The 25,993-nt window shown below is 70.0% G+C and carries 24 protein-coding genes; 1 reads left to right on the top strand and 23 read right to left on the bottom strand.

All coding sequences use genetic code 11. From position 1 onward, the window contains the following. Nucleotides 1-19: 19 nt before the first annotated feature. From ABT254_RS10770 to pyrR, 9 genes are all read right to left on the bottom strand, one after another. Nucleotides 20-343 (bottom strand): integration host factor, encoded by a 324-nt coding sequence (locus ABT254_RS10770; RefSeq protein ID WP_003977346.1) that lies wholly within the window; start codon nt 341-343, stop codon nt 20-22. Nucleotides 344-684: 341 nt separating this feature from the next. Beyond that, nucleotides 685-1,530, bottom strand: coding sequence for an orotidine-5'-phosphate decarboxylase (gene pyrF, locus ABT254_RS10765; RefSeq protein ID WP_351466660.1), 846 nt, complete (start codon nt 1,528-1,530; stop codon nt 685-687). Beyond that, nucleotides 1,527-2,633: a quinone-dependent dihydroorotate dehydrogenase gene (locus tag ABT254_RS10760; RefSeq protein ID WP_351466657.1), complete on the bottom strand. Its 1,107-nt coding sequence runs from the start codon at nt 2,631-2,633 to the stop codon at nt 1,527-1,529. Before ABT254_RS10760 ends, pyrF begins: the two co-directional genes overlap by 4 nt. Nucleotides 2,634-2,707: 74 nt before the next feature. Continuing rightward, nucleotides 2,708-6,016, bottom strand: a complete 3,309-nt coding sequence (carB, locus tag ABT254_RS10755; protein WP_351466654.1) for a carbamoyl-phosphate synthase large subunit — start codon at nt 6,014-6,016, stop codon at nt 2,708-2,710. Further along, the gene (gene carA, locus ABT254_RS10750; protein ID WP_351466651.1) at nt 6,009-7,166 is read right to left on the bottom strand and encodes a glutamine-hydrolyzing carbamoyl-phosphate synthase small subunit; all 1,158 of its coding nucleotides are present in this window, start codon (nt 7,164-7,166) and stop codon (nt 6,009-6,011) included. The genes carB and carA overlap by 8 nt, the downstream gene beginning before the upstream one ends. Continuing rightward, nucleotides 7,163-7,723: a PH-like domain-containing protein gene (locus tag ABT254_RS10745; RefSeq protein ID WP_351466648.1), complete on the bottom strand. Its 561-nt coding sequence runs from the start codon at nt 7,721-7,723 to the stop codon at nt 7,163-7,165. The genes carA and ABT254_RS10745 overlap by 4 nt, the downstream gene beginning before the upstream one ends. Continuing rightward, nucleotides 7,720-9,006, bottom strand: a complete 1,287-nt coding sequence (locus ABT254_RS10740) for a dihydroorotase (RefSeq protein ID WP_351466645.1) — start codon at nt 9,004-9,006, stop codon at nt 7,720-7,722. The genes ABT254_RS10745 and ABT254_RS10740 overlap by 4 nt, the downstream gene beginning before the upstream one ends. A gap of 5 nt (nt 9,007-9,011) precedes the next feature. Beyond that, on the bottom strand, nt 9,012-9,998 hold the full coding sequence (locus tag ABT254_RS10735) for an aspartate carbamoyltransferase catalytic subunit (RefSeq protein WP_351466642.1): 987 nt from the start codon (nt 9,996-9,998) through the stop codon (nt 9,012-9,014). 136 nt (nt 9,999-10,134) lie between these two features. Beyond that, entirely contained in the window at nt 10,135-10,725 is a 591-nt protein-coding gene (gene pyrR, locus ABT254_RS10730; protein WP_351466639.1) for a bifunctional pyr operon transcriptional regulator/uracil phosphoribosyltransferase PyrR, read from the bottom strand. A 253-nt stretch (nt 10,726-10,978) separates the two neighbouring features. Here pyrR and bldD point away from each other — a divergent pair, with 253 nt between their 5' ends. Further along, nucleotides 10,979-11,479: a transcriptional regulator BldD gene (gene bldD / locus ABT254_RS10725; protein ID WP_030946861.1), complete on the top strand. Its 501-nt coding sequence runs from the start codon at nt 10,979-10,981 to the stop codon at nt 11,477-11,479. Between the two features lie 199 nt (nt 11,480-11,678). On the opposite strand, the gene nusB is transcribed toward bldD, so the two are convergent. The 14 genes from nusB to rpsD all read right to left on the bottom strand — a co-directional run bounded on the left by nusB (nt 11,679) and on the right by rpsD (nt 25,859). Continuing rightward, complete coding sequence (nusB, locus tag ABT254_RS10720) at nt 11,679-12,113, bottom strand: transcription antitermination factor NusB (RefSeq protein WP_030946863.1); 435 nt, start codon at nt 12,111-12,113, stop codon at nt 11,679-11,681. Nucleotides 12,114-12,115: 2 nt separating this feature from the next. Next, nucleotides 12,116-12,682: an elongation factor P gene (efp, locus tag ABT254_RS10715; protein WP_208781694.1), complete on the bottom strand. Its 567-nt coding sequence runs from the start codon at nt 12,680-12,682 to the stop codon at nt 12,116-12,118. 51 nt (nt 12,683-12,733) lie between these two features. Continuing rightward, nucleotides 12,734-13,840 (bottom strand): aminopeptidase P family protein, encoded by a 1,107-nt coding sequence (locus ABT254_RS10710; RefSeq protein ID WP_351466634.1) that lies wholly within the window; start codon nt 13,838-13,840, stop codon nt 12,734-12,736. Between the two features lie 177 nt (nt 13,841-14,017). Further along, entirely contained in the window at nt 14,018-14,887 is an 870-nt protein-coding gene (locus tag ABT254_RS10705; protein ID WP_351466631.1) for a Pro-rich N-terminal domain-containing protein, read from the bottom strand. Between the two features lie 289 nt (nt 14,888-15,176). Continuing rightward, the gene (gene aroB, locus ABT254_RS10700) at nt 15,177-16,268 is read right to left on the bottom strand and encodes a 3-dehydroquinate synthase (protein WP_351466628.1); all 1,092 of its coding nucleotides are present in this window, start codon (nt 16,266-16,268) and stop codon (nt 15,177-15,179) included. Continuing rightward, a complete protein-coding gene (locus tag ABT254_RS10695; RefSeq protein WP_351466903.1) occupies nt 16,265-16,747 on the bottom strand; it encodes a shikimate kinase in 483 nt (160 codons plus the stop codon). The genes aroB and ABT254_RS10695 overlap by 4 nt, the downstream gene beginning before the upstream one ends. 29 nt (nt 16,748-16,776) lie before the next feature. After that, on the bottom strand, nt 16,777-17,961 hold the full coding sequence (gene aroC, locus ABT254_RS10690) for a chorismate synthase (RefSeq protein WP_351466625.1): 1,185 nt from the start codon (nt 17,959-17,961) through the stop codon (nt 16,777-16,779). 155 nt (nt 17,962-18,116) lie between these two features. Continuing rightward, nucleotides 18,117-18,932 (bottom strand): shikimate dehydrogenase, encoded by an 816-nt coding sequence (locus ABT254_RS10685; protein ID WP_351466622.1) that lies wholly within the window; start codon nt 18,930-18,932, stop codon nt 18,117-18,119. Further along, nucleotides 18,932-20,596: an endolytic transglycosylase MltG gene (mltG, locus tag ABT254_RS10680; protein ID WP_351466619.1), complete on the bottom strand. Its 1,665-nt coding sequence runs from the start codon at nt 20,594-20,596 to the stop codon at nt 18,932-18,934. The genes ABT254_RS10685 and mltG overlap by 1 nt, the downstream gene beginning before the upstream one ends. 121 nt (nt 20,597-20,717) lie before the next feature. Continuing rightward, the gene (gene ruvX / locus ABT254_RS10675) at nt 20,718-21,182 is read right to left on the bottom strand and encodes a Holliday junction resolvase RuvX (protein WP_351466901.1); all 465 of its coding nucleotides are present in this window, start codon (nt 21,180-21,182) and stop codon (nt 20,718-20,720) included. Between the two features lie 2 nt (nt 21,183-21,184). After that, nucleotides 21,185-23,857, bottom strand: coding sequence for an alanine--tRNA ligase (gene alaS, locus ABT254_RS10670; RefSeq protein WP_351466616.1), 2,673 nt, complete (start codon nt 23,855-23,857; stop codon nt 21,185-21,187). After that, on the bottom strand, nt 23,857-24,219 hold the full coding sequence (locus ABT254_RS10665) for a hypothetical protein (protein WP_351466613.1): 363 nt from the start codon (nt 24,217-24,219) through the stop codon (nt 23,857-23,859). Before ABT254_RS10665 ends, alaS begins: the two co-directional genes overlap by 1 nt. An 8-nt stretch (nt 24,220-24,227) precedes the next feature. Continuing rightward, the gene (locus ABT254_RS10660; protein ID WP_351466611.1) at nt 24,228-24,674 is read right to left on the bottom strand and encodes a DUF948 domain-containing protein; all 447 of its coding nucleotides are present in this window, start codon (nt 24,672-24,674) and stop codon (nt 24,228-24,230) included. Nucleotides 24,675-25,244: 570 nt separating this feature from the next. Next, nucleotides 25,245-25,859, bottom strand: a complete 615-nt coding sequence (rpsD, locus tag ABT254_RS10655; protein WP_015661793.1) for a 30S ribosomal protein S4 — start codon at nt 25,857-25,859, stop codon at nt 25,245-25,247. Nucleotides 25,860-25,993 lie beyond the last annotated feature (134 nt).

Raw genomic sequence — 25,993 nt, 5'->3', positions numbered from 1 at the left:
CGGTCCTCGGGAGCCGGACTCAGGAGCCGGTGCTGCCGAACTCACGCTCCAGGGAAGCGATCTGGTTGGAACCGAGGCCGCGTACACGGCGGCTCTCGGAGATGCCCAGACGCTCCATGATCTGCTTGGCGCGGACCTTGCCCACGCCCGGCAGGGACTCGAGCAGGGCGGAGACCTTCATCTTGCCGATGACGTCGTTCTCCTGGCCCTGCTTGATGACCTCGTGCAGGGAGGCGCCGGAGTGCTTGAGTCGATTCTTGACCTCGGCCCGCTCCCGGCGAGCCGCGGCGGCCTTTTCGAGCGCGGCTGCGCGCTGTTCAGGGGTAAGGGGCGGAAGAGCCACGCCTACGTCACCTCGGATGTCGAACTGTCGGATACGGACCGGTGAGGAACCTAGTCGCCCCACACCTGGGGAGCCACGAGCAACACGCTTGCCCGTTGTCCCCCACTACCTAAGGGTGTGGGGGTGTCCCCACTCGTCGGAGACTAGCGGGCGAGCGCGCCAGAGTCAGCGAGAACAGCGGAAAAGTCCTGGTCAGCCTCTGTCAGGCCGGACATTTAGGACATAATGCCCCGGATTTGAGGATGTATCCAGACTCAAGCAGGCCTGGAAGCGCCCGGCGACCACTCATCGGAGGACTCGAGCGAGCGCCTCGAACACCCGCGACGACCGTCGCGAAAGCCTCACAGGGCTCCGACGGCGGCCCTGATCTCCTCCGCGAAGCGCTCCGCGGCCGCGCGCAGCGCCCCGGCGTCGGGACCGTGCCGCAGCACCCCCCGGCTGACGTTCGGCACGACGTTGCCGACCGCGGTGCCGAAGACGGCGGGAAGGTCGGCCGCGGTGGCGCCCTGGGCGCCGATGCCAGGCGCCAGGAGCGGCCCGTTGATGTCCAGGTCGTACGACGACAGGTCACCCAGCGTGGCGCCGACGACGGCCCCGAAGGACCCCAGGGGCTCCTCCCCCGTGTTCTCGGCGGCGAGATGCGCCAGCATCGTCGCCCCGATGGTCCGCCCGTCCGTGCGCACCGCGTGCTGCACCTCGCCGCCCTCCGGGTTGGAGGTCAGCGCGAGTACGAACAGGCCGGTGCCGCTCTCGCGGGCGAGCGCGACGGCCGGGGAGAGCGAGCCGTAGCCGAGATAGGGCGAGACGGTGAGCGCGTCCGAGAAGAGCGGGGAGTCCTTGTGCAGGAAGGTCTCGGCGTACGCGGCCATGGTCGAGCCGATGTCGCCGCGCTTGGCGTCCATCACGACCAGCGCACCGGCCGCGCGGGCCTCCGCCACCGACTTCTCCAGGACCGCGATGCCGCGCGAGCCGAAGCGCTCGAAGAACGCGCTCTGCGGCTTCAGGACCGCGACCCGGTCGGCCATCGCCTCGACGACCGTGCGGCTGAACCGCTCCAGACCTGCGATGTCGTCGTTCAGGCCCCACTCGGCCAGCAGGGACGCGTGCGGGTCGATGCCGACGCAGAGCGCCCCGCGCTCGTCCATGGCGCGGCGAAGCCGTGCACCGAAGGGTTCGAGGCCACTCATGCGGTCTTCCTCACGTCGGCGCCGACCGCGTCGGCGAGGGTGGCGTACGGGCTGGTGCCCAGACGGGCGGCGAGGCCCTTGTGGATGGCGCGGCCCCAGAAGGGGCCCTCGTAGACGAAGGCGCTGTAGCCCTGGACCAGCGTGGCACCGGCCAGGATGCGCTGCCAGGCGTCCTCGGCGTTCTCGATGCCGCCGACACCCACGAGGGTGATGCGGTCGCCCACGCGCGCGTAGAGGCGGCGCAGCACCTCCAGGGAGCGCGACTTCAGGGGCGCGCCCGACAGTCCGCCGGTCTCCTTCACCAGGGAGGGTTCGGATTTCAAACCGAGACCCTCGCGCGCGATGGTGGTGTTCGTGGCGATGATCCCGTCCAGGCCGAGCTCGACGGCCAGGTCGGCCACGGCGTCGACGTCCTCGTCGGCGAGGTCCGGCGCGATCTTCACCAGCAGCGGGACACGGCGGGAGGTCACCGTACGGTCGGCGGCCTCGCGGACGGCGCTCAGGAGCGGTCGCAGCGCCTCCGTGGCCTGCAGGTTGCGCAGACCGGGCGTGTTCGGCGAGGAGACGTTCACGACCAGGTAGTCGGCGTACGGTGCGAGCCGCTCGGTCGACTTCACGTAGTCGCCGACGGCCTCCGCCTCCGGGACGACCTTCGTCTTGCCGATGTTGACGCCCACGACGGTCCTGAAGACCGGCTCACGGGACGCCAGACGGGCCGCGACGGCCAGGGAGCCCTCGTTGTTGAAGCCCATGCGGTTGATCAGCGCGCGGTCCTTCACGAGCCGGAACAGCCGCTTCTTGGGGTTGCCCGGCTGGGCCTCCCCGGTGACCGTGCCGATCTCGACGTGGTCGAAGCCGAGCATCGACATGCCGTCGATCGCGACCGCGTTCTTGTCGAAGCCGGCGGCGAGCCCGAAGGGCCCGTGCATGCGCAGCCCGAAGGCCTCCGTGCGCAGCTCCTCGTAGCGGGGCGCGAGGGCGGCGGCGACGAAGGTGCGCAGGACGGGGATGCGGGCGGCGAGGCGGATCCAGCGGAAGGCGAGGTGGTGGGCCTGCTCCGGGTCCATCCGTTTGAAAACCAGACGGAAGAAAAGCTTGTACATGTCGGTGTCCTCTTGAAGTCTCAGGCGACCTCATGAAGAGGGGGACACCGTTTCCGGTGTCCCCCTCGGGGCTGCTAGTCGCGGGCCGCGGTCAGGTGTTCCGCGTGTTCCTGGAGCGAACGGACGCCCACGTCACCGTGGTTGAGGGCGTCGATGCCCTGGACGGCCGCCGCGAGCGCCTGGACCGTCGTCAGGCACGGGACCGACCGCGCCACGGCCGCCGTACGGATCTCGTAGCCGTCGAGGCGGCCGCCGGTGCCGTACGGAGTGTTGACGATGAGGTCGACCTCGCCGTCGTGGATGTGCTGGACGATGGTCTTCTCGCCGTTCGGGCCGGTGCCCTCGGACTGCTTGCGCACGACGGTGGCGTTGATGCCGTTGCGCTTGAGGACCTCCGCGGTGCCCGAGGTGGCGAGCAGCTCGAAGCCGTGGGCGACGAGTTCGCGGGCCGGGAAGATCATCGAGCGCTTGTCGCGGTTGGCGACCGAGATGAACGCGCGGCCCTTGGTGGGCAGCGGGCCGTAGGCTCCCGCCTGCGACTTGGCGTACGCCGTGCCGAAGACGGAGTCGATGCCCATGACCTCGCCGGTGGAGCGCATCTCCGGGCCGAGGACGGTGTCGACACCGCGGCCGTGGATGTCCCGGAAGCGGGACCACGGCATGACGGCCTCCTTGACGGAGATCGGCGCGTCGAGCGGGAGCTCGCCGCCGTCGCCGTTCGCCGGGAGCAGGCCCTCGGCGCGCAGCTCGGCGATGGTGGCGCCCAGGGAGATCCGGGCGGCGGCCTTCGCCAGCGGCACAGCGGTCGCCTTCGAGGTGAAGGGGACGGTGCGGGACGCGCGCGGGTTGGCTTCGAGCACGTAGAGGATGTCGCCCGCCATCGCGAACTGGATGTTGATCAGTCCGCGGACGCCGACGCCCTTGGCGATGGCCTCCGTGGAGGCGCGCAGCCGCTTGATGTCGAAGCCGCCGAGCGTGATCGGCGGCAGGGCGCACGCCGAGTCGCCGGAGTGGATGCCGGCCTCCTCGATGTGCTCCATGACGCCGCCGAGGTAGAGCTCCTGGCCGTCGTAGAGCGCGTCGACGTCGATTTCGATGGCGTCGTCGAGGAAGCGGTCGACGAGGACCGGCCGGGAGGGGCTGATCTCGGTCGACTCGGCGATGTAGGACGCGAGGCGGGTCTCGTCGTAGACGATCTCCATGCCGCGTCCGCCGAGGACGTACGACGGCCGCACCAGGACCGGGTAGCCGATCTCGTCGGCGATGGCCTTGGCCTCGGCGAAGGTGGTGGCGGTGCCGTGCTTGGGGGCCGGCAGGCCCGCCTCGGCGAGCACCCGGCCGAAGGCACCGCGGTCCTCGGCGGCGTGGATCGCCTCCGGCGAGGTGCCCACGATCGGCACGCCGTTGTCCTTCAGCGCCTGCGAGAGGCCCAGCGGGGTCTGGCCCCCGAGCTGGACGACCACGCCCGCCACCGGGCCGGCCTGCTGCTCGGCGTGGACGATCTCCAGCACGTCTTCCAGCGTCAGCGGCTCGAAGTACAGGCGGTCGGAGGTGTCGTAGTCCGTGGAGACGGTCTCCGGGTTGCAGTTGACCATCACCGTCTCGTAGCCCGCGTCGCTCAGCGCGAAGGAGGCGTGGACGCAGGAGTAGTCGAACTCGATGCCCTGACCGATGCGGTTGGGGCCGGAGCCCAGGATGATGACCGCGGGCTTCTCGCGGGGCGCGACCTCGGTCTCCTCGTCGTAGGAGGAGTAGAAGTACGGCGTCTTCGCGGCGAACTCGGCGGCGCAGGTGTCGACCGTCTTGTAGACCGGGCGGATGCCCAGCGCGTGCCGGACCTCGCGGACGACGTCCTCGCGCAGGCCGCGGATCTCTGCGACCTGCTGGTCGGAGAAGCCGTGCCGCTTGGCCTCGGCCAGCAGCTCGCGGGTCAGCTCGGGAGCCTCGGCGAGCTCGTCCGCGATCTCCTTGATGAGGAAGAGCTGGTCGACGAACCAGGGGTCGATCTTCGTGTACTCGAAGACCTCCTCCTGGGTGGCGCCGGCGCGGATGGCCTGCATGACGGTGTTGATACGGCCGTCGGTCGGGCGGACGGCCTCTTCGAGCAGCTGCGTCTTGTCGCCGGGCTCGCCGACGAAGGTGAACTGGCTGTTCTTCTTCTCCAGCGAGCGCAGCGCCTTCTGGAAGGCCTCGGTGAAGTTGCGTCCGATGGCCATGGCCTCGCCGACCGACTTCATGGTGGTGGTGAGCGTGGAGTCGGCCTGGGGGAACTTCTCGAAGGCGAAGCGCGGGGCCTTCACGACCACGTAGTCGAGCGTCGGCTCGAAGGAGGCCGGAGTCTCCTGCGTGATGTCGTTCGGGATCTCGTCGAGCGTGTAGCCGACGGCCAGCTTGGCGGCGATCTTGGCGATCGGGAAGCCGGTCGCCTTGGAGGCCAGGGCCGAGGACCGCGACACGCGAGGGTTCATCTCGATGACGATCACGCGACCGTCCTCGGGGTTCACGGCGAACTGGATGTTGCAGCCGCCGGTGTCGACGCCGACCTCGCGGATGACGGCGATGCCGATGTCGCGCAGGATCTGGTACTCGCGGTCGGTCAGCGTCATCGCGGGCGCGACGGTGATGGAGTCGCCGGTGTGCACGCCCATGGGGTCGAAGTTCTCGATGGAGCAGACGACCACGACGTTGTCGTGCTTGTCGCGCATCAGCTCCAGCTCGTACTCCTTCCAGCCGAGGATGGACTCCTCCAGGAGCACCTCGGTGGTGGGCGAGAGGGTCAGGCCCTGGCCGGCGATGCGGCGCAGCTCCTCCTCGTCGTGCGCGAAGCCGGAGCCGGCCCCGCCCATGGTGAAGGAGGGGCGGACGACGACCGGGTAGCCGCCGAGCGTCTCGACGCCCTTGAGAACGTCGTCCATGGAGTGGCAGATGACCGAGCGGGCGGACTCGCCGTGGCCGATCTTCTGGCGGACGGCCTCGACGACCTCCTTGAAGAGGTCGCGGTCCTCGCCCTTGTTGATGGCCTCGACATTGGCGCCGATCAGCTCGACGCCGTACTTGTCGAGGGTGCCCGCCTCGTGCAGCGAGATGGCCGTGTTGAGGGCCGTCTGACCGCCCAGGGTGGGCAGGAGCGCGTCGGGGCGCTCCTTGGCGATGATCTTCTCGACGAACTCCGGGGTGATCGGCTCGACGTACGTGGCGTCGGCGATCTCCGGGTCGGTCATGATCGTCGCCGGGTTGGAGTTGACGAGGATGACCCGCAGGCCTTCGGCGCGCAGGATGCGGCACGCCTGGGTGCCGGAGTAGTCGAACTCGGCGGCCTGGCCGATGACGATCGGGCCGGAGCCGATGACCAGGACGGACTGGATATCGGTGCGCTTAGGCACGCTGGCCCTCCATCGAGACTGTGCTCATCAAAGACGTGAAGCGGTCGAACAGGTAGGCGGCGTCGTGCGGGCCCGCTGCCGCTTCGGGGTGGTACTGGACGCTGAAGGCCGGCTGGTCGAGGAGCTGCAGACCCTCCACCACGTTGTCGTTGAGGCAGACGTGGGAGACCTCGGCGCGGCCGTAGGGGGTGTCGGAGACCTTGTCGAGCGGGGCGTCGACGGCGAAGCCGTGGTTGTGCGCGGTGACCTCGACCTTGCCGGTCGTGCGGTCCTGCACCGGCTGGTTGATGCCGCGGTGGCCGTACTTCAGCTTGTAGGTGCCGAACCCGAGGGCGCGGCCCAGGATCTGGTTGCCGAAGCAGATGCCGAAGAGCGGGGTCTTGCGCTCCAGTACGCCCTGCATGACGGAGACGGCGTGGTCGGCGGTGGCCGGGTCACCGGGACCGTTGGAGAAGAAGACGCCGTCGGGGTTGACCGCGTACACATCCTCGACGGTCGCCGTGGCGGGCAGCACGTGCACCTCGATGCCGCGCTCGGCCATGCGGTGCGGGGTCATGCCCTTGATACCGAGGTCGATGGCGGCGACGGTGAACTTCTTCTCACCGATCGCCGGGACGACGTACGCCTCCTTGGTGGCGACCTCGGCGGACAGGTCGGCGCCCTTCATCTCGGGGGCCTGGCGGACCTCGGCGAGCATGGTGCCCTCGTCGGGCAGCGCGTTGCCGGAGAAGATGCCGACGCGCATGGCGCCGCGCTCGCGCAGATGACGCGTGAGCGCGCGCGTGTCGATGCCGGAGATCCCGACGACGCCCTGGTGGCGCAGCTCCTCGTCCAGGGAGCGGCGGGAGCGCCAGTTGGACGGCACGCGCGCGGGGTCGCGCACGACGTATCCGGCGACCCAGATCTGCTTGCTCTCCGGGTCCTCGTCGTTGACGCCGGTGTTGCCGACGTGCGGGGCGGTCATCACGACGACCTGGCGGTGGTACGAGGGGTCGGTCAGGGTCTCCTGGTAGCCGGTCATACCGGTCGAGAAGACCGCCTCGCCGAAGGTCACCCCCACGGCCCCGTAGGCGCGACCGCGGAAGATCCGGCCGTCCTCCAGGACGAGTACGGCGGGAACCTTGGCGGCTCCCCTGGTGGAGGTTGTCATCGTGCGCCTTCCGTCTTGTTGATCATGTGGTTCAGGGTCTCGACCCACTCGGTGTGCTCGGCCGCACGGTCGGAGCGGAACCCGGAGTCGATCAGCCGCTCGCCGTGCGCCCAGGTCACCACGAGCAGGCCGCCCTCGGTCAGCACCTTGCCGGCGATGCCCTTGTCGAGCCGGGCCTCGCGCAGTTGCGCGGCCGGGACGAAGAAATCGCTCGCACCGGGGCGTACGACATCCAGTCCCGCGTCCGTCAGGGTGAGCTCGACCCGGCTGCGGGTGCCCAGGCCGTGCGCCACGATGCGGTCGAGCCACTGCCCGGCGGTGGTGGAGCCGTGATAGCGGCCGCTCATCGTCAGTCTCGCCTCGCCGGGCTCGTCCGGCGCGCTGGGCAGCTCCGGCAGGTCGCCCTGGAGCGTGCCGCGCCACTTCCAGCCCTCGCGCATCAGCCAGTAGACGAGCGCGATGAACAGGGCGAGTCCCACGAGCCAGCCGACACGGGCGGCCCAGTCGGTGACCTCGGCCGACTTCTTCTCGGCTGCGAGCAGGATTACAGGTGTCACGTGAGCTTCCCGTCGACGAGCGTGGCCTTGCCCCGGAGCCACGTGTGCGTGACACGGCCCGGCAGCTCACGCCCCTCGTACGGAGTGTTGCGGCTGCGCGAGGCGAAGCCCGCGGGGTCCACGGACCCACGGTATTCCGTGTCGACGAGCGTGAGGTTGGCGGGCTCACCAGCCGAGACGGGACGCCCGTGTCCCTTGGCCTGCCCGATCCGGGCGGGCTTGAAGGACATGCGGTCGGCGACCCCGGCCCAGTTGATCAGCCCGGTGTCCACCATCGTCTCCTGCACCACTGACAACGCGGTCTCCAGCCCGACCATCCCCATGGCGGCGGCGGCCCACTCGCAGTCCTTGTCCTCGTGCGGGTGCGGGGCGTGGTCGGTGGCGACGATGTCGATCGTGCCGTCGGCGAGCGCCTCACGCAGGGCCATCACGTCGCGCTCGGTGCGCAGCGGCGGGTTGACCTTGTAGACCGGGTTGTACGTCCGCACCAGCTCATCGGTGAGGAGCAGGTGGTGCGGGGTGACCTCGGCGGTGACGTCGATGCCGCGGGACTTGGCCCAGCGGACGATCTCGACCGAGCCGGCGGTCGAGAGGTGGCAGATGTGGACGCGGGACCCCACGTGCTCGGCGAGCAGCACATCCCGGGCGATGATCGATTCTTCGGCCACCGCGGGCCAGCCCCCGAGCCCCAGCTCGGCGGAGACGATGCCCTCGTTCATCTGGGCGCCCTCGGTCAGCCGGGGCTCCTGCGCGTGCTGGGCGACGACCCCGCCGAAGGCCTTCACGTACTCCAGCGCCCGGCGCATGATCACGGCGTCGTCGACGCACTTGCCGTCGTCGGAGAAGACGGTGACACCGGCGGCCGACTCGTGCATGGCGCCCAGCTCGGCCAGCTTCTTGCCCTCCAGGCCGACGGTGACGGCGCCGATGGGCTGCACATCGCAGTAGCCGTGCTCCTGGCCGAGCCGGTAGACCTGCTCGACGACGCCGGCGGTGTCGGCGACGGGGAAGGTGTTGGCCATGGCGAACACGGCCGTGTAGCCGCCGCTCGCCGCCGCGCGCGTGCCGGTCAGCACGGTCTCGGAGTCCTCGCGGCCGGGCTCGCGCAGATGGGTGTGCAGGTCGACGAGGCCCGGCAGGAGGACCTTGCCGGCCGCCTCGACGACCTCGGCACCCTCGTCACTCAGACCGACGCCCACCTCTGCGATGGTCGGGCCGTCGATCAGGACGTCCTGCGGCTCGCCGCCGAGCACCTTCGCACCACGGATCAGGATCTTGCTCATGGGTCCTACTTCTCCTCGGAACCGGCGGGGCGGGTGTGGGTGACGGCGGGTTCGTTCCCACCGAGCAGCAGATACAGAACGGCCATCCGGATGGAGACTCCGTTTGCGACCTGCTCGACGACGGTGCAGCGCTCGGAGTCGGCGACCTCGGCGGTGATCTCCATGCCGCGGACCATCGGGCCGGGGTGCATCACGATGGCGTGCTCCGGCATCCTCGCCATGCGGTCGCCGTCGAGGCCGTAGCGCCGCGAGTACTCGCGCTCGGTCGGGAAGAACGCGGCGTTCATGCGCTCGCGCTGCACACGCAGCATCATCACCGCGTCGGACTTGGTGAGAGTGGAGTCGAGGTCGTACGACACCTCGCAGGGCCAGGTCTCGACCCCGACCGGCACCAGCGTGGGCGGCGCGACGAGGGTGACCTCGGCGCCCAGCGTGTGCAGCAGGTCGACGTTGGAGCGGGCGACCCGGCTGTGCAGCACGTCGCCGACGATCGTGATCCGCTTGCCGGACAGGTCCTGCCCTATCCCGGCGTCCCGGCCGACCAGGCGGCGGCGCATGGTGAACGCGTCGAGCAGGGCCTGGGTGGGGTGCTGGTGGGTGCCGTCGCCGGCGTTGATGACGGCCGCGTCGATCCAGCCGGAGTTGGCGAGGCGGTAGGGAGCGCCGGAGGCGCCGTGCCGGATGACCACGGCGTCGACGCCCATGGCCTCCAGGGTCTGCGCGGTGTCCTTCAGGGACTCTCCCTTGGAGACGCTCGACCCCTTGGCGGTGAAGTTGATGACGTCCGCGGACAGGCGCTTCTCGGCGGCTTCGAAGGAGATGCGCGTGCGCGTGGAGTCCTCGAAGAAGAGGTTGACGATCGTGCGGCCGCGCAGGGTCGGCAGTTTCTTGATCGGCCGGTCGGCGACCCGGGCCATCTCCTCGGCGGTGTCGAGGATCAGGACGGCGTCGTCGCGGGTGAGGTCGGCGGCCGAGATGAGATGACGCTGCATCTTTCAGGCTCCGTAAGGCAGTTCAGGTTTTCGGGAGGCCGGGGGTCTGGGGGTGTCCCCCAGAAAGCACAGCCGGGCAGACGGGCTCGCGCAGAGCGCACGGAACAGACGTACGGCGGTGACGTACGCGCGCGTGCTACTGCTGCTCGCCCGGGGCGGCCGGCTTCGCACCGAGCAGCACGGTGTCCCGACCGTCCTCCTCGGCGAGCTGGACCTTGACCGTCTCCCGCAGCGACGTGGGGAGGTTCTTGCCGACGTAGTCGGCGCGGATGGGCAGTTCGCGGTGACCGCGGTCGACGAGGACCGCGAGCTGCACCGCGCGCGGACGCCCGATGTCGTTCAGGGCGTCGAGGGCCGCGCGGATGGTGCGGCCGGAGAAGAGCACGTCGTCGACGAGGACGACCAGGCGGCCGTCGATGCCGTCACCTGGGATGTCGGTCCGGGCCAGCGCACGCGGCGGATGCATGCGCAGGTCGTCGCGGTACATGGTGATGTCGAGAGAACCCACCGGGATCTTGCGGTCGGTGATCTCCTCCAGCTTGGCGGCGAGCCGCTGGGCGAGGAAGACCCCTCGGGTCGGAATGCCGAGGAGCACCACGTCGTCGGCGCCCTTGGCGCGCTCGACGATCTCGTGGGCGATGCGGGTCAACACCCGCGCGATGTCGGGGCCTTCGAGAACCGGCCGCGCATCGGACGCCGGAATTCCGGCCGTGTCCTGCTTGTCCATACGAAACGGACCTCCTTCTCCGCCTCACGGGACGGACCTTAAAGGACGTCGGATTTGCGCCATCCACGGTAGCAGGCCACGACGACGCCCCTGATCACCCCCCTGGCGTAATCGGCCACTGCGATCACGGAAGAGTCGGTGTGGACCATTCGGCTTGACGCAGAAGAGTCACGCTGCGTAACCTCACAGTGAGTTACCAGACGCGCGGTTCGGAACCTCTTCGGCCGCGTCGACACAGTGTCCGGGGAGCTATATGTCCAGCGAATACGCCAAACAGCTCGGGGCCAAGCTCCGGGCCATCCGCACCCAGCAGGGCCTTTCCCTCCACGGTGTCGAGGAGAAGAGTCAGGGACGCTGGAAGGCGGTCGTGGTCGGTTCGTACGAGCGCGGCGACCGTGCCGTGACCGTACAGCGCCTCGCCGAACTGGCGGATTTCTATGGGGTCCCGGTGCAGGAGCTCCTGCCGGGCACCACCCCGGGCGGCGCCGCCGAGCCGCCGCCGAAGCTGGTCCTGGACCTGGAGCGGCTGGCGACCGTGCCGGCCGAGAAGGCGGGCCCGCTGCAGCGCTATGCGGCGACGATCCAGTCGCAGCGCGGTGACTACAACGGCAAGGTGCTGTCGATCCGCCAGGACGACCTGCGCACACTCGCCGTCATCTACGACCAGTCCCCCTCGGTCCTCACCGAGCAGCTGATCAGCTGGGGCGTGCTGGACGCGGACGCGCGCCGCGCCGTCGCCCACGAAGAGGTCTGACATCGTCCGAGACCCCTTGGGGGCTCTCAGCAGAAACGTGCCGCCGGGGTGGCTGGAACTTCACGGTTCCAGCCGCCCCGGCGGCTTTCTGCGGCCCTCGGGGGCCACGCGGGTACGGGAACGCCAGGGGGCCCGCAGCAGTCACGCTGCGGGCCCCCTGGCAATGCCTGCCTCTTATGACCTGGAGTGCAAAAGGTCGTTACGCCTCGTCCCGGCGCAGTGAGGGCTTCAGCTCCTTGAGACGGCCGAGCAGGCCGTTGACGAACGCGGGCGACTCGTCCGTGGAGAACTCCTTCGCCAGCTGCACCATCTCGTCCAGCACGACGGCGTCCGGGATCTCGTCGGCCCAGATCAGCTCGTAGGCGCCGAGCCGCAGGACGTTGCGGTCCACGACCGGCATCCGGTCGAGCGTCCAGCCGACCGAGTACTGCGCGATCAGCTCGTCGATGCGCTTCGCGTGCTTCGCGTAGCCCTCGACCAGCTGCATCGTGTACTCGCTCACCGGCGGCTGGCGGGTGTCGTCCCGGGACAGCCGGATCCAGTCCGCGAGGACCGTCAGGACATCGGCGCCGCGCTGGTCGCCCTCGAAGAGGATCTGGAAGGCGCGCTTGCGGGCCGTGTTGCGGGCAGCCACGGTTAGCTGTTCACCCGGCCGAGGTAGTCGCTCGTACGGGTGTCGACCTTGATCTTCTCACCGGTGGTGATGAAGAGCGGGACCTGGATCTGGTGGCCGGTCTCCAGCGTGGCGGGCTTCGTGCCTCCGGTGGAGCGGTCGCCCTGCAGGCCCGGCTCGGTCTCCTGGACGACGAGCTCGACGGCGGCCGGGAGCTCCACGAAGAGCACCTCGCCCTCGTGCTGCGCGACGGTGGCGGTGAAGCCCTCGACGAGGAAGTTGGCGGCGTCGCCGACAGCCTTGCGGTCGACCATGAGCTGGTCGTAGGTCTCCATGTCCATGAAGACGAAGTACTCGCCGTCCATGTACGAGAACTGCATGTCGCGCTTGTCGACAGTGGCCGTCTCGACCTTGACGCCGGCGTTGAACGTCTTGTCGACGACCTTGCCGGAGAGCACGTTCTTCAGCTTGGTGCGCACGAAGGCCGGGCCCTTGCCGGGCTTGACGTGCTGGAACTCGACGACGGACCACAGCTGGCCGCCTTCGAGCTTGAGCACCAGGCCGTTCTTGAGGTCGTTCGTGGAAGCCACGGTTGCGGAATCTCCTGGACTGACGTGGACGACCCCGGCGCACGCACCTGCCTAGAGTGCGAGCAGCTCCTTGGTCGTGATGGTGAGTAGCTCGGGTCCGCCGTCCGCCTCGGGGCGGACGACGAGCGTGTCATCGATCCGGACGCCGCCCCGGCCCGGGAGGTGGACCCCCGGTTCGACGGTGACCGGCACGCAAGCGTCCAGTTTACCCATGGCCGCGGGGGCCAGCTGCGGGTCCTCGTCGATTTCGAGCCCCACCCCGTGCCCCGTCAGGGCCGGGAGCCCCTCCGCGTACCCCGCGGAATCCAGCACCTGACGTGCGGCGCGGTCCACATCGCGGCAGGCCGCGCCGGGCACCAGCGACTCCCGTCCGGCGCGCTGGGCGGCGAAGACGAGGTCGTAGAGGTCGATCTGCCAGTCCGCCGGAGACGTGCCGATGACGAAGGTGCGGCCGATCTCGCAGCGGTAGCCGCGGTAGGCGGCGCCCAGACAGACGGAGAGGAAGTCGCCCTCCTCGACCCGGCGGTCGGTGGGCCGGTGGGCGCGTCTGCCGGCGTTGGGGCCGGTGGCGACGGAGGTCGGGAAGGCGGGGCCGTCGGCGCCGTGGTCGACGAGTCGGCGCTCCAGCTCGAGCGCGAGATGCCGTTCCGTGCGGCCGACGAGGATGGACTCCAGGAGCTCACCGAGGGCCTGATCGGCGATTTCGGCGCCGATGCGCAGGCAGGAGATCTCCTCCTCGTCCTTGACGACCCTGAGCTGCTCCACGGCTCCACCGAGGTCGGTGAGCCGCAGCCGCGGGACGACCGAGCGGATCTCCCGGTGCCGGGCCACCGTGAGGTGGTGTTCCTCCACGGCGAGGGTGTCGGCGCGCTGGGCCTCGGCGAGGTCGGCGGCGGCGACCGCCGGATCACCCGCGCTGCCGGGCAGGGTCTGCACGCGCAGCGCCTCGTCCGGCCGGCCCTCGGCGGGGCGGTCGTCCGGCGGGCCGGCGCACAGCAGCAGATCGTCGGTCTTGCCCAGGAGCAGGACGGCGCCCCGCGGGGCGGTGCCCGCGAGGTAGCGGACATTGGCGGGCCGCGAGATCAGCGCGGCCTGGCTGCCGCCGGCCTTGCAGCGGTCTCGCAGCCTTGCTCGGCGGAGTGCGTACACCTCTGACATGAGATGAGCGTAGGAGCGGTGGGGGATTTGTGCCGGTTGGGGTGCCGATTGGGGGACGGGGGGTGCGACTGGGTGTTGTTTGCCGGGTGCGGGCCGGTGGGGGTTTCTCGCGCCCACGCGGCGGAGCCGCATGTCGAAACAGCCCCGCGCCCCTCAAGGCCCTCCGGTCCCCGGCGGCTACCAGTTCGGGGGGCTTGCAATTGATCGTGCCAGGACGTCGTCCAGGACCCGTGCCGTCTGCGGTACGTCCAGTTGGCTGTTGTCGATGATCGGGAGGCCCGAGCCGTACCAGCCCGCCATCCGGCCGTGGATGCGGGCGACCTCCTCGTCGGTGAGGCGGCGGTTGCCGGAGCGTTCCGCGTTGCGCTCCAGGACGATCTCCAGGCCGGGGAGGAGGACGACCGGGAGGAGACCGGGGCCCACATGGCGCTTCCAGCCGCCGAGGCCGACGACCGGACGGTCGGGGAAGACGGCGTCGTCGAGGATGCAGGAGATGCCGTTGGCCAGGAAGTTCCGGGCGGCGAAGCCGCAGGTGCGGCGGGCCAGGCGGTACTGCGCCTCCGAGTGGTCGTTCCACCCCGACTGGGGGTCTGCGAAGCCGGAGCGGACCCACTCTCGTACGTCGTCGAGGCTGATGTGGGCGGTGGGGACCCGGCGGTGGTCAGCCCAGTACTTGGCGACGCTCGTCTTGCCGGCGCCCGCGGGGCCGATGAGCAGCACGGCGAGGGTCGTGGCGGCGGGGTCGGGCGCGCTGGTGGCGGGCGGCGCGCTGGGCATCGCGACGGGGCCGCCCGGTGGCAGCGGGACATGGCCGGTGGTGTCCGGCGGCGGAGGCCCCGGGGCATGCTGCGGCGGGGGCGAGGGTGCCTGCGGGTAGCCCGGTGCCGGGGGCGGCGGGGGCACGGGGGCGGAGCCCTGGTGCGGGCCCGCCTGGTGCGGACCCGGCTGGTGCGGACCCGGCTGGTGTGCGGCCGGCGACCAGCCTCCGGCCGGTCCGTGCCCCGGCTGATGGGGCGGCGGCAGCGGAGAACCCACTGCGTGCTGCATCCGGTGCCACTCCGTCTCGTTCTTTTGGGCTCGGTTCACCTCCGGGACGCTGCAGCCGGTCCCGGTAGCCCGACCGTGCTCAGCCCTTCGGGCCTCCGCGCGCTCGACCTCTCGACACCGGCGCGTCCCTTCGGCTCGCTCGCCTCAGGCAATTGGCGCTGGCAGCGGGGCCCGAGGCCCGCTCCCTACCGAACGGTACCTGCCCCGGCCGCCGTTTGGTGAACGGCCGGGGGCGGCCCGAAGTGCCCATGTCCGTAAGGCAAATCGGGCGGATGACACTCCGGCGGACCTACTCGCCCACTTCGCCGTACGCGGCCAGCAGGACGGCCGGGTCGGGGCTCTCCAGGACGGTCGGCTTGGCCAGGCCGTCCAGGACGATGAAACGCAGCAGGTCGCCGCGGGACTTCTTGTCGACCTTCATCGTCTCCAGCAGCTTGGGCCACTGGTCGTAGCGGTAGTGCAGGGGAAGGCCGACGGATTCGAGGATCGTGCGGTGGCGGTCGGCCGTGGCGTCGTCCAACCTCCCTGCCAGGCGGCCGAGTTCGGCGGCGAAGTGCATGCCGACCGAGACGGCGGCGCCGTGCCGCCACTTGTAGCGTTCGTTCTTCTCGATGGCGTGGCCCAGGGTGTGCCCGTAGTTGAGGATCTCCCTGAGGCCCGCCTCCTTCAGGTCGGACGAGACGACCTCGGCCTTGACCCTGATGGAGCGCTCGATGAGCTCGGCGGTGTGCGGCCCTGCCGGGGTGCGAGCGGCCTGCGGGTCGGCCTCGATCAGCTCCAGGATGGCGGGATCAGCGATGAAGCCGGCCTTGATGATCTCGGCGAGCCCGGAGACGTAGTCGTTGACCGGCAGGGAGTCCAGGGCCGCCAGGTCGCACAGCACACCGGCGGGCGGGTGGAAGGCACCGACGAGGTTCTTGCCCTCGGCGGTGTTGATGCCGGTCTTGCCGCCGACCGCGGCGTCCACCATGGCCAGCACGGTGGTCGGGATCGCGATCCAGCGCACCCCGCGCAGCCAGGTGGCGGCCACGAACCCGGCCAGGTCGGTGGTGGCACCGCCGCCGACGCCGACGATGACGTCGGTGCGGGTGAACCCGGACTGGCCGAGCGCCTTCCAGCAGTAGGCGGCGACCTCGGCGGTCTTGGCCTCCTCCGCGTTCGGCACCTGGATGGCGACGGCCTCGAAGCCCTGCCCGGCCAGGTCGGCGCGGAGCGCGTCACCGGTCTCGGCGAGCGCCTCGGGGTGGACGACGGCGACCCGCTTGGCCTTGTCGCCGATCAACCCGCCGAGCTCGCCCAGGAGTTGACGGCCCACCAGAACCTCGTAGGGGTCGCTGCCCGCGCTCCCGCCGACCTGGATCCGGGTGACTGCCTCGCTCATGCTTCCTTCAACTCCAGTGCGTCCAGGGCTACTTGGGTGACCTCTTCGGGCGTACGGCCGTCGGTGGCCACGACTGCCGTGGCCACCTCCTCGTACAGCGACCGCCGTGCCTCCATCAGCTCGCGCCACTGCTTGCGCGGGTTGACCGCGAGCAGCGGACGGGCCGCGTTCAGCCCGGTGCGCTTGACGGCCTCCTCGACGTCCATCGAGAGGTAGACGACCCGCTGTCCGGCCAGCAAGGCGCGGGTGTCGGCGTCAAGGATGGAGCCGCCGCCCAGGGCGAGGACGCCGTCGTGCTCGGCCAGCGCCTTGTGCACGGCGGCCTTCTCGATCGCCCGGAAGGCCGGTTCGCCCTCGTCGACGAAGATCTCCGCGATCGAGCGGCCCTGCTCGGCCACGATGTCGTCGTCGGTGTCCCGGTAGGCCACGCCGAGCCGCTCGGCCAGCAACCGCCCGACGGTGGACTTGCCCACACCCATCGGACCGACCAGCACCACCTGCACAGCACTCACCGGATGGCCAGATTGTCGAGGTAGGACTGCACGTTGCGGCGGGTCTCGGTGACCGAGTCGCCGCCGAACTTCTCCGCCACCGCGTCCGCCAGCACCAGCGCCACCATGGCCTCCGCGACGATGCCGGCGGCCGGCACCGCGGACACGTCGGAGCGCTGGTGGTGCGCCTGCGTCGCCTCACCGGTGGTCACGTCGACGGTCTGCAGGGCGCGCGGCACGGTCGCGATCGGCTTCATGGCAGCGCGCACCCGCAGCAGTTCACCGGTGGTCAGACCGCCCTCGGTGCCACCCGAGCGGCCGGAGGTGCGCTTGATGCCCTCGGGCGTGCCCACGATCTCGTCGTGCGCCTTGGAGCCGGGCACCCGTGCCAGCTCGAACCCGTCGCCGATCTCGACACCCTTGATCGCCTGGATGCCCATGAGCGCGCCGGCGAGACGGGCGTCCAGCTTGCGGTCCCAGTGCACATGCGAGCCCAGGCCGACGGGGACGCCGTAAGCGAGGATCTCGACGACGCCACCGAGGGTGTCGCCGTCCTTGTGGGCCTGGTCCACCTCGGCCACCATCGCCTTCGACGCGTCCGCGTCGAGGCAGCGCAGCGGATCGGCGTCCAGCTTCTCGACGTCGGCCGGCGTCGGGTACACACCCTGCGGGGCCTTCACGGAGCACAGCTCGACGACGTGGCTGACGATCTCGATGCCGGCCGTCTCCTTCAGGTACGACCGGGCCACCGCGCCCAGCGCCACCCGGGCCGCCGTCTCCCGCGCCGAGGCGCGCTCCAGGATCGGCCGGGCCTCGTCGAAGCCGTACTTCTGCATGCCCGCGAGATCCGCGTGGCCGGGACGCGGACGGGTCAGCGGGGCATTGCGGGCCAGGCCCGCCAGAATCTCCGGGTCGACGGGATCGGCCGCCATGACCTGCTCCCACTTGGGCCACTCGGTGTTGCCCACCATGATCGCGACCGGGGAACCGAGAGTGAGGCCGTGCCGCACACCGCCGAGGAAGGTGACCTCGTCGCGCTCGAACTTCATGCGCGCACCGCGTCCATAACCGAGCCGGCGCCGGGCCAGGTGGTCCGCCACCATCTCCGTGGTGATCGGCACACCGGCGGGAAGACCCTCCAGCGTCGCCACGAGTGCGGGACCGTGGGACTCCCCCGCGGTCAGCCAGCGCAACCTGCTCAACGGTGCTCCTCAGTCGCTCGCGCCCTGGTACTGCCCTGCGTACGCGCGTCCTCGCGTACGGCGACGGCGCGACCAGGTGCGCGGCCCTGGCCCGCCACCCCCGATCCTCCCACGTCCGGGCGACGGGTCCGATCCGAGTCCGACAAACGGACAGATCAGCCCAGCTGGGCGGCCTCGCGCATGGCGGCGAGCGGAGAGCGCGGGTCGCCGGTGAACTGGCGGAACTGGAAGGCCGCCTGGTGCACCAGCAGGTCGAGGCCGCTGAGCACCTGCCCGCCTCGCTGCTGCCAGGCGGCGGCGAGCGGGGTGGGCCAGGGTTCGTAGAGCACGTCGAAGAGGGTGCCGACCTGTGCGGGGACCTGCGCGGCCAATGCGTCGGTGCCCCCGGCGGGCGTGGTCGAGATGACCACGGGCGCCTCGAAGGCCCGTACCGCTTCCGTCCAGTCGGCCGGGCGCACCTGCACGCCGAGCCGCTCGCCCCACTGCCGCATCTCGTCCGCGCGCCGCTCGCTGCGCACGTACACCGTGACCTCGCCGGAGCAGATCCGGGCGAGCGCGGCCAGGGCCGAGGAGGCGGTGGCACCGGCGCCCAGGATCGCCGCCGACTCGGCCTTCTCCACGCCCCGCTCGTGCAGCGCCGCCACCAGGCCGGGGATGTCGGTGTTGTCGCCGACCTTCCGCCCGTCGGGACGGAACACCACGGTGTTGACCGCCTCCACCGAGGCCGCCGTGTCGGTGATCTCGTCGAGCAGCGGGATCACCGCCCGCTTCAGCGGCATGGTCAGCGACAGCCCGGCCCACTCGGGGCCGAGCCGCGCGAAGAACCCGGGCAGCGCCGCCTCGTCGATCTCGAACCTGTCGTACGACCAGCCGTCCAGGCCGAGCGCCCGGTATCCCGCGTTGTGCAGCTGCGGGGACAGGGAGTGGGCGATGGGCGAGCCGAGCACGGCAGCCCTTCGGGTCGCAGTCATCAGTTCTTATTCCTCGACGCATTGAATTCGTCGACCAGCTTGTTGTGCTCGGCGAGCGTCTTGGTGAACTTGCTGGTCTTGCCGTCCAACGAGATGAAGTAGTACCAGCCGTCGTGCGTCGGGTCGAGCGCACCCTTGAGGGCCAGCTCGCCGGGGTTGTCGATCGGGCCGGGCGGCAGCCCCTTGACGTAGTACGTGTTGTACGGGTTGTTGTACTTCCGCAGCTCGGCGATGCTCAGGTCGATCTTCGTCTGGTTCTTGATGTAGTTGTACGTGGAGTCGAACTCCAGCGAACCGTAGGTCTCGGGGTTGCCCGGCTTGAGGCGGTTGTAGACGACCTCGGCCATCTTGCGGAAGTCGTCGTGGCTGGTGCCCTCGGCCTGCGCCAGGCTCGCCACGGTGAGCAGCTGCCAGGGGCTGCCGAGGCCCAGGCTCTTCGCCTTCTTCGTGAGGCCGAGTTCCTCGTACTTGTCGTTGGCCCGCGTGACCATGTCCTTCAGGACGTCCTCGGGCTTCTGACCCTTGCTGACCGCGTAGCTGGAGGGGTAGAGGAATCCTTCCAGCGGATCCTTCACGTTCGGGTGGTTCAGCGCCCAGGAGGGCAGGCCGAGGTTCTTGTAGTCCTGCTTCGCGACCTTGGCCGTGGTGCCCGCCGCCACGCCCAGACGCGCGTCGATCAGCTTGTAGATCGACGCGTTGCGCAAGCCCTCGGCGAGGACCAGGTTGCTGCGGCTCTTCGGGCTGAGCATCAGTTCGACCGCGCTGGCGGCCGACATCTGCTTCTGCAGCGTGTAGACGCCGTCCTGGATCTTCTTGCCGTCAGGGTTCGCCTGCTGCGCGTGGACGAACGCGTCGACGCTCTCGACGACGCCCATCTCCTTGAGCTTCTGGCCGATAACATAACCGCCGGCGCCCTTGGGGATGACGACGGTGACCAGCTTGCCGTTCCCGTCTCCCGCGTAGTCGGGAGACGGGCCGAAACGATCCTTGTAGAAGTGGTAGCCGAAGTAGCCGACCCCGGCGGTGCCTCCGGCGAAGATCACGACCAGCACGAGGCAGGCGCAGCCGCTGCGGCGCTTCTTGGGCTTCTTGCCGCCGCGGGCCTTGCGGCCGGCGCGCGGGTCGTCGTCCTCGTCCTCGTCGTCCTCGCCACCGGCGAAGAAGGCGTGTTCGCCCTGGTCGGGGCCCGGGTCCCAGTCGGTCTGCGGCGGCTCGGGCTCGGTCTGCCTGCGGCCGGGCGGCTCGGGCGGTGGGTACGCGTCGGGCGTGCCGTAGTAGTCGTGCTGCTCGCCGCCGTACGCGGCGGCCTGCTGGGCATACGGGTCCGAGGGATCCGTGTACTGGACATGCGTGTGCGTGCCGGTGCCCCAGCTGCCCTGGTCGTACGACTGCTGCTGGCCCTGACCTGCGTAGTACTGCTGGTCGTAGCCCTGGTACTGCTGCTGCGGGTAGTGCTGCGCCTGACCGTATGCGGACTGTTCGCCGTTGCCCCAGTCACCGTAGTGCTGCTGCTGCGGCTGCTCCGGATAGTGCTGTGGCTGGCCGCCGTAGGGGGACTGCGGGCCCGCCTGGGCCTGCTGTCCGCCCCATCCGTCGTTCCCGTACGACGACGGGTCCTCCGGATGCCACGGTTCGGAGCCTGGGCCCCGGCCATACTCAGTCATCGATCCCCTAGAGCCGCGAGGCGGCGGTCACGCGGCTTTCGGCCGGGTTCCGTCCCGCCTCTTGCTGTGCAGCCGCTGTTCGAACAGCGGCGCAGACGCGCGGAACGTTACCGTATCGCGATCAGATGACCACTTCGACGCCCTCGCCGGGTGCTTTACCTGACACCCGTTCGGATTCGAGGGCCTGCTGGAGGATGATCACAGCGGCTGCCTGGTCGATGACCGAGCGGCCCTTCTTCGACTTCACGCCCGAGGCGCGCAGTCCCTGACTGGCCGTCACCGTGGTCATCCGCTCGTCCACGAGCCGGACCGGGACGGGGGCGATGCCCTTCGCGAGCTCCTGTGCGAAGCCGCGAACCTTTGCCGCCGCGGGGCCCTCGCCCCCCTTGAGGGAGCGAGGGAGGCCGACGACGACCTCGATCGGCTCGTACTCCTCGACGAGTTGCTTGAGCCGTCGGTGAGCTGCAGGGAGGTCCCGGCCGGGGACCGTCTCCACCGGGGTGGCGAGGATCCCGTCGGGGTCGCACGAGGCGACCCCGATACGGGCGTCCCCGACGTCGATCGCGAGCCTGCGGCCTCTGCGCATCGTCACTTCGCGGTGTCCGTGACCAGCCGCTCGACGGCGTCCACGGCCTCGCCGATCGCGGCCGGGTTCTGGCCGCCGCCCTGGGCGACGTCCGGCTTGCCGCCACCGCCGCCGCCGAGGGTCTTGGCGGCCGTGCGGACCAGGTCGCCGGCCTTGAGACCGCGCTCGCGGGCGGCCTCGTTGGTGGCGATGACCGTGAGCGGCTTGCCGTTGTTGACCGTGAACAGGGCCACGACCGCGGCGCGTCCGCCCTGGATGCGGCCGCGCACGTCGAGGACCAGCTTGCGCAGGTCGTCGGGGGTCGTGCCGTCCGGGACCTGGCCGGTCACGACAGCGACGCCGCGGATGTCCTTGGCGGACTCGACGAGACCGGCGGCGGCCTGCAGCACCTTCTCGGCGCGGAACTTCTCGATCTCCTTCTCGGCGTCCTTCAGCTTGCCGAGCATGGCGGAGACCTTCTCGGGCAGTTCCTCGGGACGGCCCTTGAGCAGCTCGGTCAGCTGGTTGACGACCGTGTGCTCACGGGCAAGGAAGCTGTAGGCGTCGACACCGACCAGGGCCTCGATACGGCGGACACCCGAACCGATCGACGACTCGCCGAGCAGCTTGACCAGGCCGAGCTGGGCGGTGTTGTGCACGTGCGTGCCGCCGCACAGCTCCTTGGAGAAGTCGCCGATGGTCACCACGCGGACCCGCTCGCCGTACTTCTCACCGAACTCGGCGATGGCGCCCTGCTTCTTGGCCTCGTCGATGCCCATGACGTCCGCGCGGACGTCGAGGTCGCGGGCGAGCACCTCGTTGATCTTCTGCTCGACGTCGGTCATCACAGCCGTGGGCACGGCGGACGGCGAACCGAAGTCGAAGCGGAAGCGGCCGGGCTGGTTCTCGGAACCGGCCTGGGCGGCCGTCGGGCCGAGCGCGTCACGCAGCGCCTGGTGGGTGAGGTGGGTGGCGGAGTGGGCGCGGGCGATGGCCTTGCGGCGGCGGGCGTCGATGGAGGCGACGGCCTTGGCGCCGACGGTGACCTCGCCGACCTGGACGGTGCCCTTGTGGACGTAGACGCCCGGGACCGGCTTCTGGCAGTCGCGGATCTCGATGACGGCACCGGAGTCGACCTTGATCTTGCCGGTGTCGCCGATCTGGCCGCCGCCCTCGGCGTAGAACGGGGTGCGGTCGAGGACGATCTCGACCTCGTCGCCCTCGGTGGCGGCCGGCGAGGAGGCACCGTCGACGAGGATGCCGACGATGGTCGACTCGCCCTCGGTGTCGCTGTAGCCGATGAACTCGGTCTCGCCGGTCTTGTCTGCGATCTCACGATAGGCACCGGCACCGGCGTGGCCGGTCTTCTTGGCCTGGGCGTCCGCCTTGGCGCGCTCCCGCTGCTCCTTCATCAGGCGGCGGAAGCCCTCCTCGTCCACGGACAGGCCCTGCTCGGCGGCCATCTCCAGGGTGAGGTCGATGGGGAAGCCCCAGGTGTCGTGGAGCAGGAACGCCTTGTCGCCGGCGAGGACCGTGCCACCGGAGGCCTTGGTCTCGGTGACGGCGGTGTCGAGGATGTTGGTGCCGGCCTTCAGCGTCTTGAGGAACGCGTTCTCCTCGGCGAGGGCGACCTTCTCGATGCGCTCGCGGTCGGTGACCAGCTCGGGGTACTGCTGGCCCATCATGCCGATCACGGTGTCGATGAGGTCCAGGACGACCGGGCCGGTGGCGCCGAGCAGGCGCATGTTGCGGATGGCGCGGCGCATGATGCGGCGCAGGACGTAGCCACGGCCCTCGTTGCCCGGGGTCACGCCGTCGCCGATGAGCATCACGGACGTACGCATGTGGTCGGTGACCACGCGCAGGGAGACGTCCGAGTCGTGCGCGTCGCCGTATTCGACACCGGTCAGCTCGGTGGCCTTCTTGATGACGGCCATGGAGGTGTCGATCTCGTACATGTTCTGCACGCCCTGCAGAATCATCGCGAGCCGCTCGAGGCCGAGGCCCGTGTCGATGTTCTTGCTGGGGAGCTCGCCGAGGATCTCGAAGTTGTCCTTGCCGATGCCCTCGCCGCGCTCGTACTGCATGAACACGAGGTTCCAGATCTCCACGTACCGCTCGTCGTTGACGGCGGGGCCGCCCTCGACGCCGAACTCGGGGCCGCGGTCGTAGTTGATCTCGGAACAGGGGCCACAGGGTCCGGGGACGCCCATGGACCAGTAGTTGTCCTTCATGCCGAGGCGCTGGATGCGCTCCTTGGGCACGCCGACGACCTCGTGCCAGATGCGCTCGGCCTCGTCGTCGTCCTTGTAGACGGTGATCCACAGACGGTCGGCCTCCAGGCCGTAACCGCCCTTGTCCTGGGGCGTGGTGAGCAGCTCCCAGGCGTACTTGATGGCGCCTTCCTTGAAGTAGTCGCCGAAGGAGAAGTTGCCGCACATCTGGAAGAAGGTGCCGTGCCGGGTGGTCTTGCCGACCTCTTCGATGTCCGGCGTGCGCACGCACTTCTGCACGCTGGTGGCGCGCGGGAAGGGCGGCTTGACCTCACCCAGGAAGTAGGGCTTGAAGGGCACCATGCCGGCGGGGACCAGGAGCAGAGTCGGGTCGTCCGCGATGAGCGACGCCGAAGGGACGACGGTGTGACCGCGCTCCTCGAAGAAGCTCAGCCAGCGGCGGCGAATCTCGGCCGACTCCATCAGTGGTCCTCATTCCGGTTGTACGAGTTGTTCGAGTACGTCTGGTACGTCGAGCCCTCGACGTACTTCGGGCTGTTGCGGTTCTCGATGGCGGGGTACCGCCGGGGCGCGGGGAGTTCGGGGGCTGCGTTGATACCGAGGGCCTCCCCCAGCTCCTCCTCGCGCAGGGCCATGTTGTCCCGGACGTCCAGCGCGAAGCCGACCGCGCGGTCCTTGAGCCGGTGACCGGCCTCGAGCGCCTTGTTGGCCGCGGAGGCCGCAAGGTTCTCGGGGGTCAGCTGCTTGAGCTTGCGATTGACCTTGGTGGTGGCCCACACACCGGCGGCGACGCCCGTGGTGAACCAGAACGTACGACGGAACATCGCTGGTCTCAGTCCCTCTTCCCACGGAGGTTTCGCTTGCCCCGCCGCGCGGCCGGGACGGTCCGGCCCACGATCACGGTACGCCTGGACTCCTTGGCGGGCACGTCGTCCCGGCGGGCGCCCAGGGCCCGGCGGACGCCGTAGCCGAACGCCGCGACCTTGACCAGGGGACCGCCGAAGGTGGAGGCGACGGTGGTCGACAGCGCCGACGCGTTCGACGTCACCTCCTGGACGTCCGTGGCGATCGCGTCGACCCGGTCGATCTGGGTCTGCGCGGAGCGCACCGCCGCGGAGGCGTCGGCCAGCAGCGGGACGGCCTGGTCGGTCACGTCCGCCACCAGCTTGGTGGTCGCCTTGAGCGTCTGGGCCACCCTCGCCAGCGCGACGGCGAGGAAGGAGACCAGGATCGCCCAGAAGACGGCCACCAGGATCCCGGCCACCTCTCCACCGGACACCACGCGCACCCGCTCCCTGGAACATGCCTGAACATCGAAAAGTCGTAGGCCGAGCCTATCGCGCCGGGGACGGGGCTCCGCACCGGATTACCGTCAGCGCGCTGCCGAGTTGCGCGAAGCGATTGTACGGACTGAATACGGGTCAGTACGCTCCGTATTTCGTGCGGGATCAGTGCGGCGGCGGCTCCGTGCACGGCAATCTCCCCCTGGGGCTCCATGCGTTCATGGGACGCTCGGCCGAACTCGCCGGGCTGGAGGGGGCGCTCGGCGCGGGCGGCCGTGCGGTGCGCGCCGCGCGAGACGCTGCTCGCGCTCCACCGCCGAGCGTCAACCCCCCGGTCGTACTGGACGTTTCGAGCATCTGGTGGAGGCGTGTGCCGGTCTGGTGGGCGAGTTTGCGCTGGCGCCCGCCACCGGACCCTGTGGCCGGCCATCGGCTGGAGCCATGAACTGTGCACGCCCGAGGAGCGGTTGCCGTGGTCGCGGCCGCACATGCACGAACCCGCCGCCTCCCGCGCCCACAAGGGCGGGGAGACGGCGGGCTGAGGTGGTGCTACCGCCTGCTGGTGATCAGCGGGCGTAGTACTCGACGACGAGCTGCTCGTCGCAGATCACCGGGATCTCCTTGCGGTTCGGCTCACGGTCCAGGCGGAACGCCAGGGCCTTGAGGTTCACCTGGAGGTAGCGCGGGGTCTCGCCCTCGGGGGCGAAGCCGCCCTCACGGGCGATGGAGAAGAGGGTCTTCTCGCGGCTGCGCTCGCGGACCATCACGACGTCGTCGGGACGGACGCGGAAGGAGGGCTTGTCGACCTTCTGGCCGTTGACCTCGATGTGGCCGTGCACGACCATCTGACGGGCCTGGTAGATGGTGCGGGCGATGCCCGAACGCAGGACCAGGGCGTCGAGACGGCGCTCGAGCTCGATGATCAGGGCCTCACCGGTCTTGCCCTGGACCTTGGAGGCACGCTCGTAGGCGCGGACGAGCTGGCGCTCGGACACGTCGTACTGCGCGCGCAGACGCTGCTTCTCGAGCAGACGGACCTTGTAGTCCGAGTTCTGCTTGCGGCCGCGGCCGTGCTCACCCGGCGGGTAGGGGCGGGCCTCGAAGTACTTGACGGCCTTCGGGGTCAGCGCGATGCCGAGGGCACGCGACTTCTTGACCTTGGGGCGGGACTGGTTCGCCACAATCTCTCATTTCTCAGTGTTCGGCTTGTCAGAGTTGAGGGAGGTCGCATCCGCAGCCGGGGAAACCCGCCGGGTCCGTTGCCGGGCCTGGTGGGCAGCCGCTCCCCTGGTCTGGGCACATATGTGCAGCACGC

Source organism: Streptomyces sp. NPDC001137 (assembly GCF_040298885.1).
GTDB lineage: Bacteria > Actinomycetota > Actinomycetes > Streptomycetales > Streptomycetaceae > Streptomyces.
This window is presented reverse-complemented; position numbering and strand designations above follow the sequence as displayed.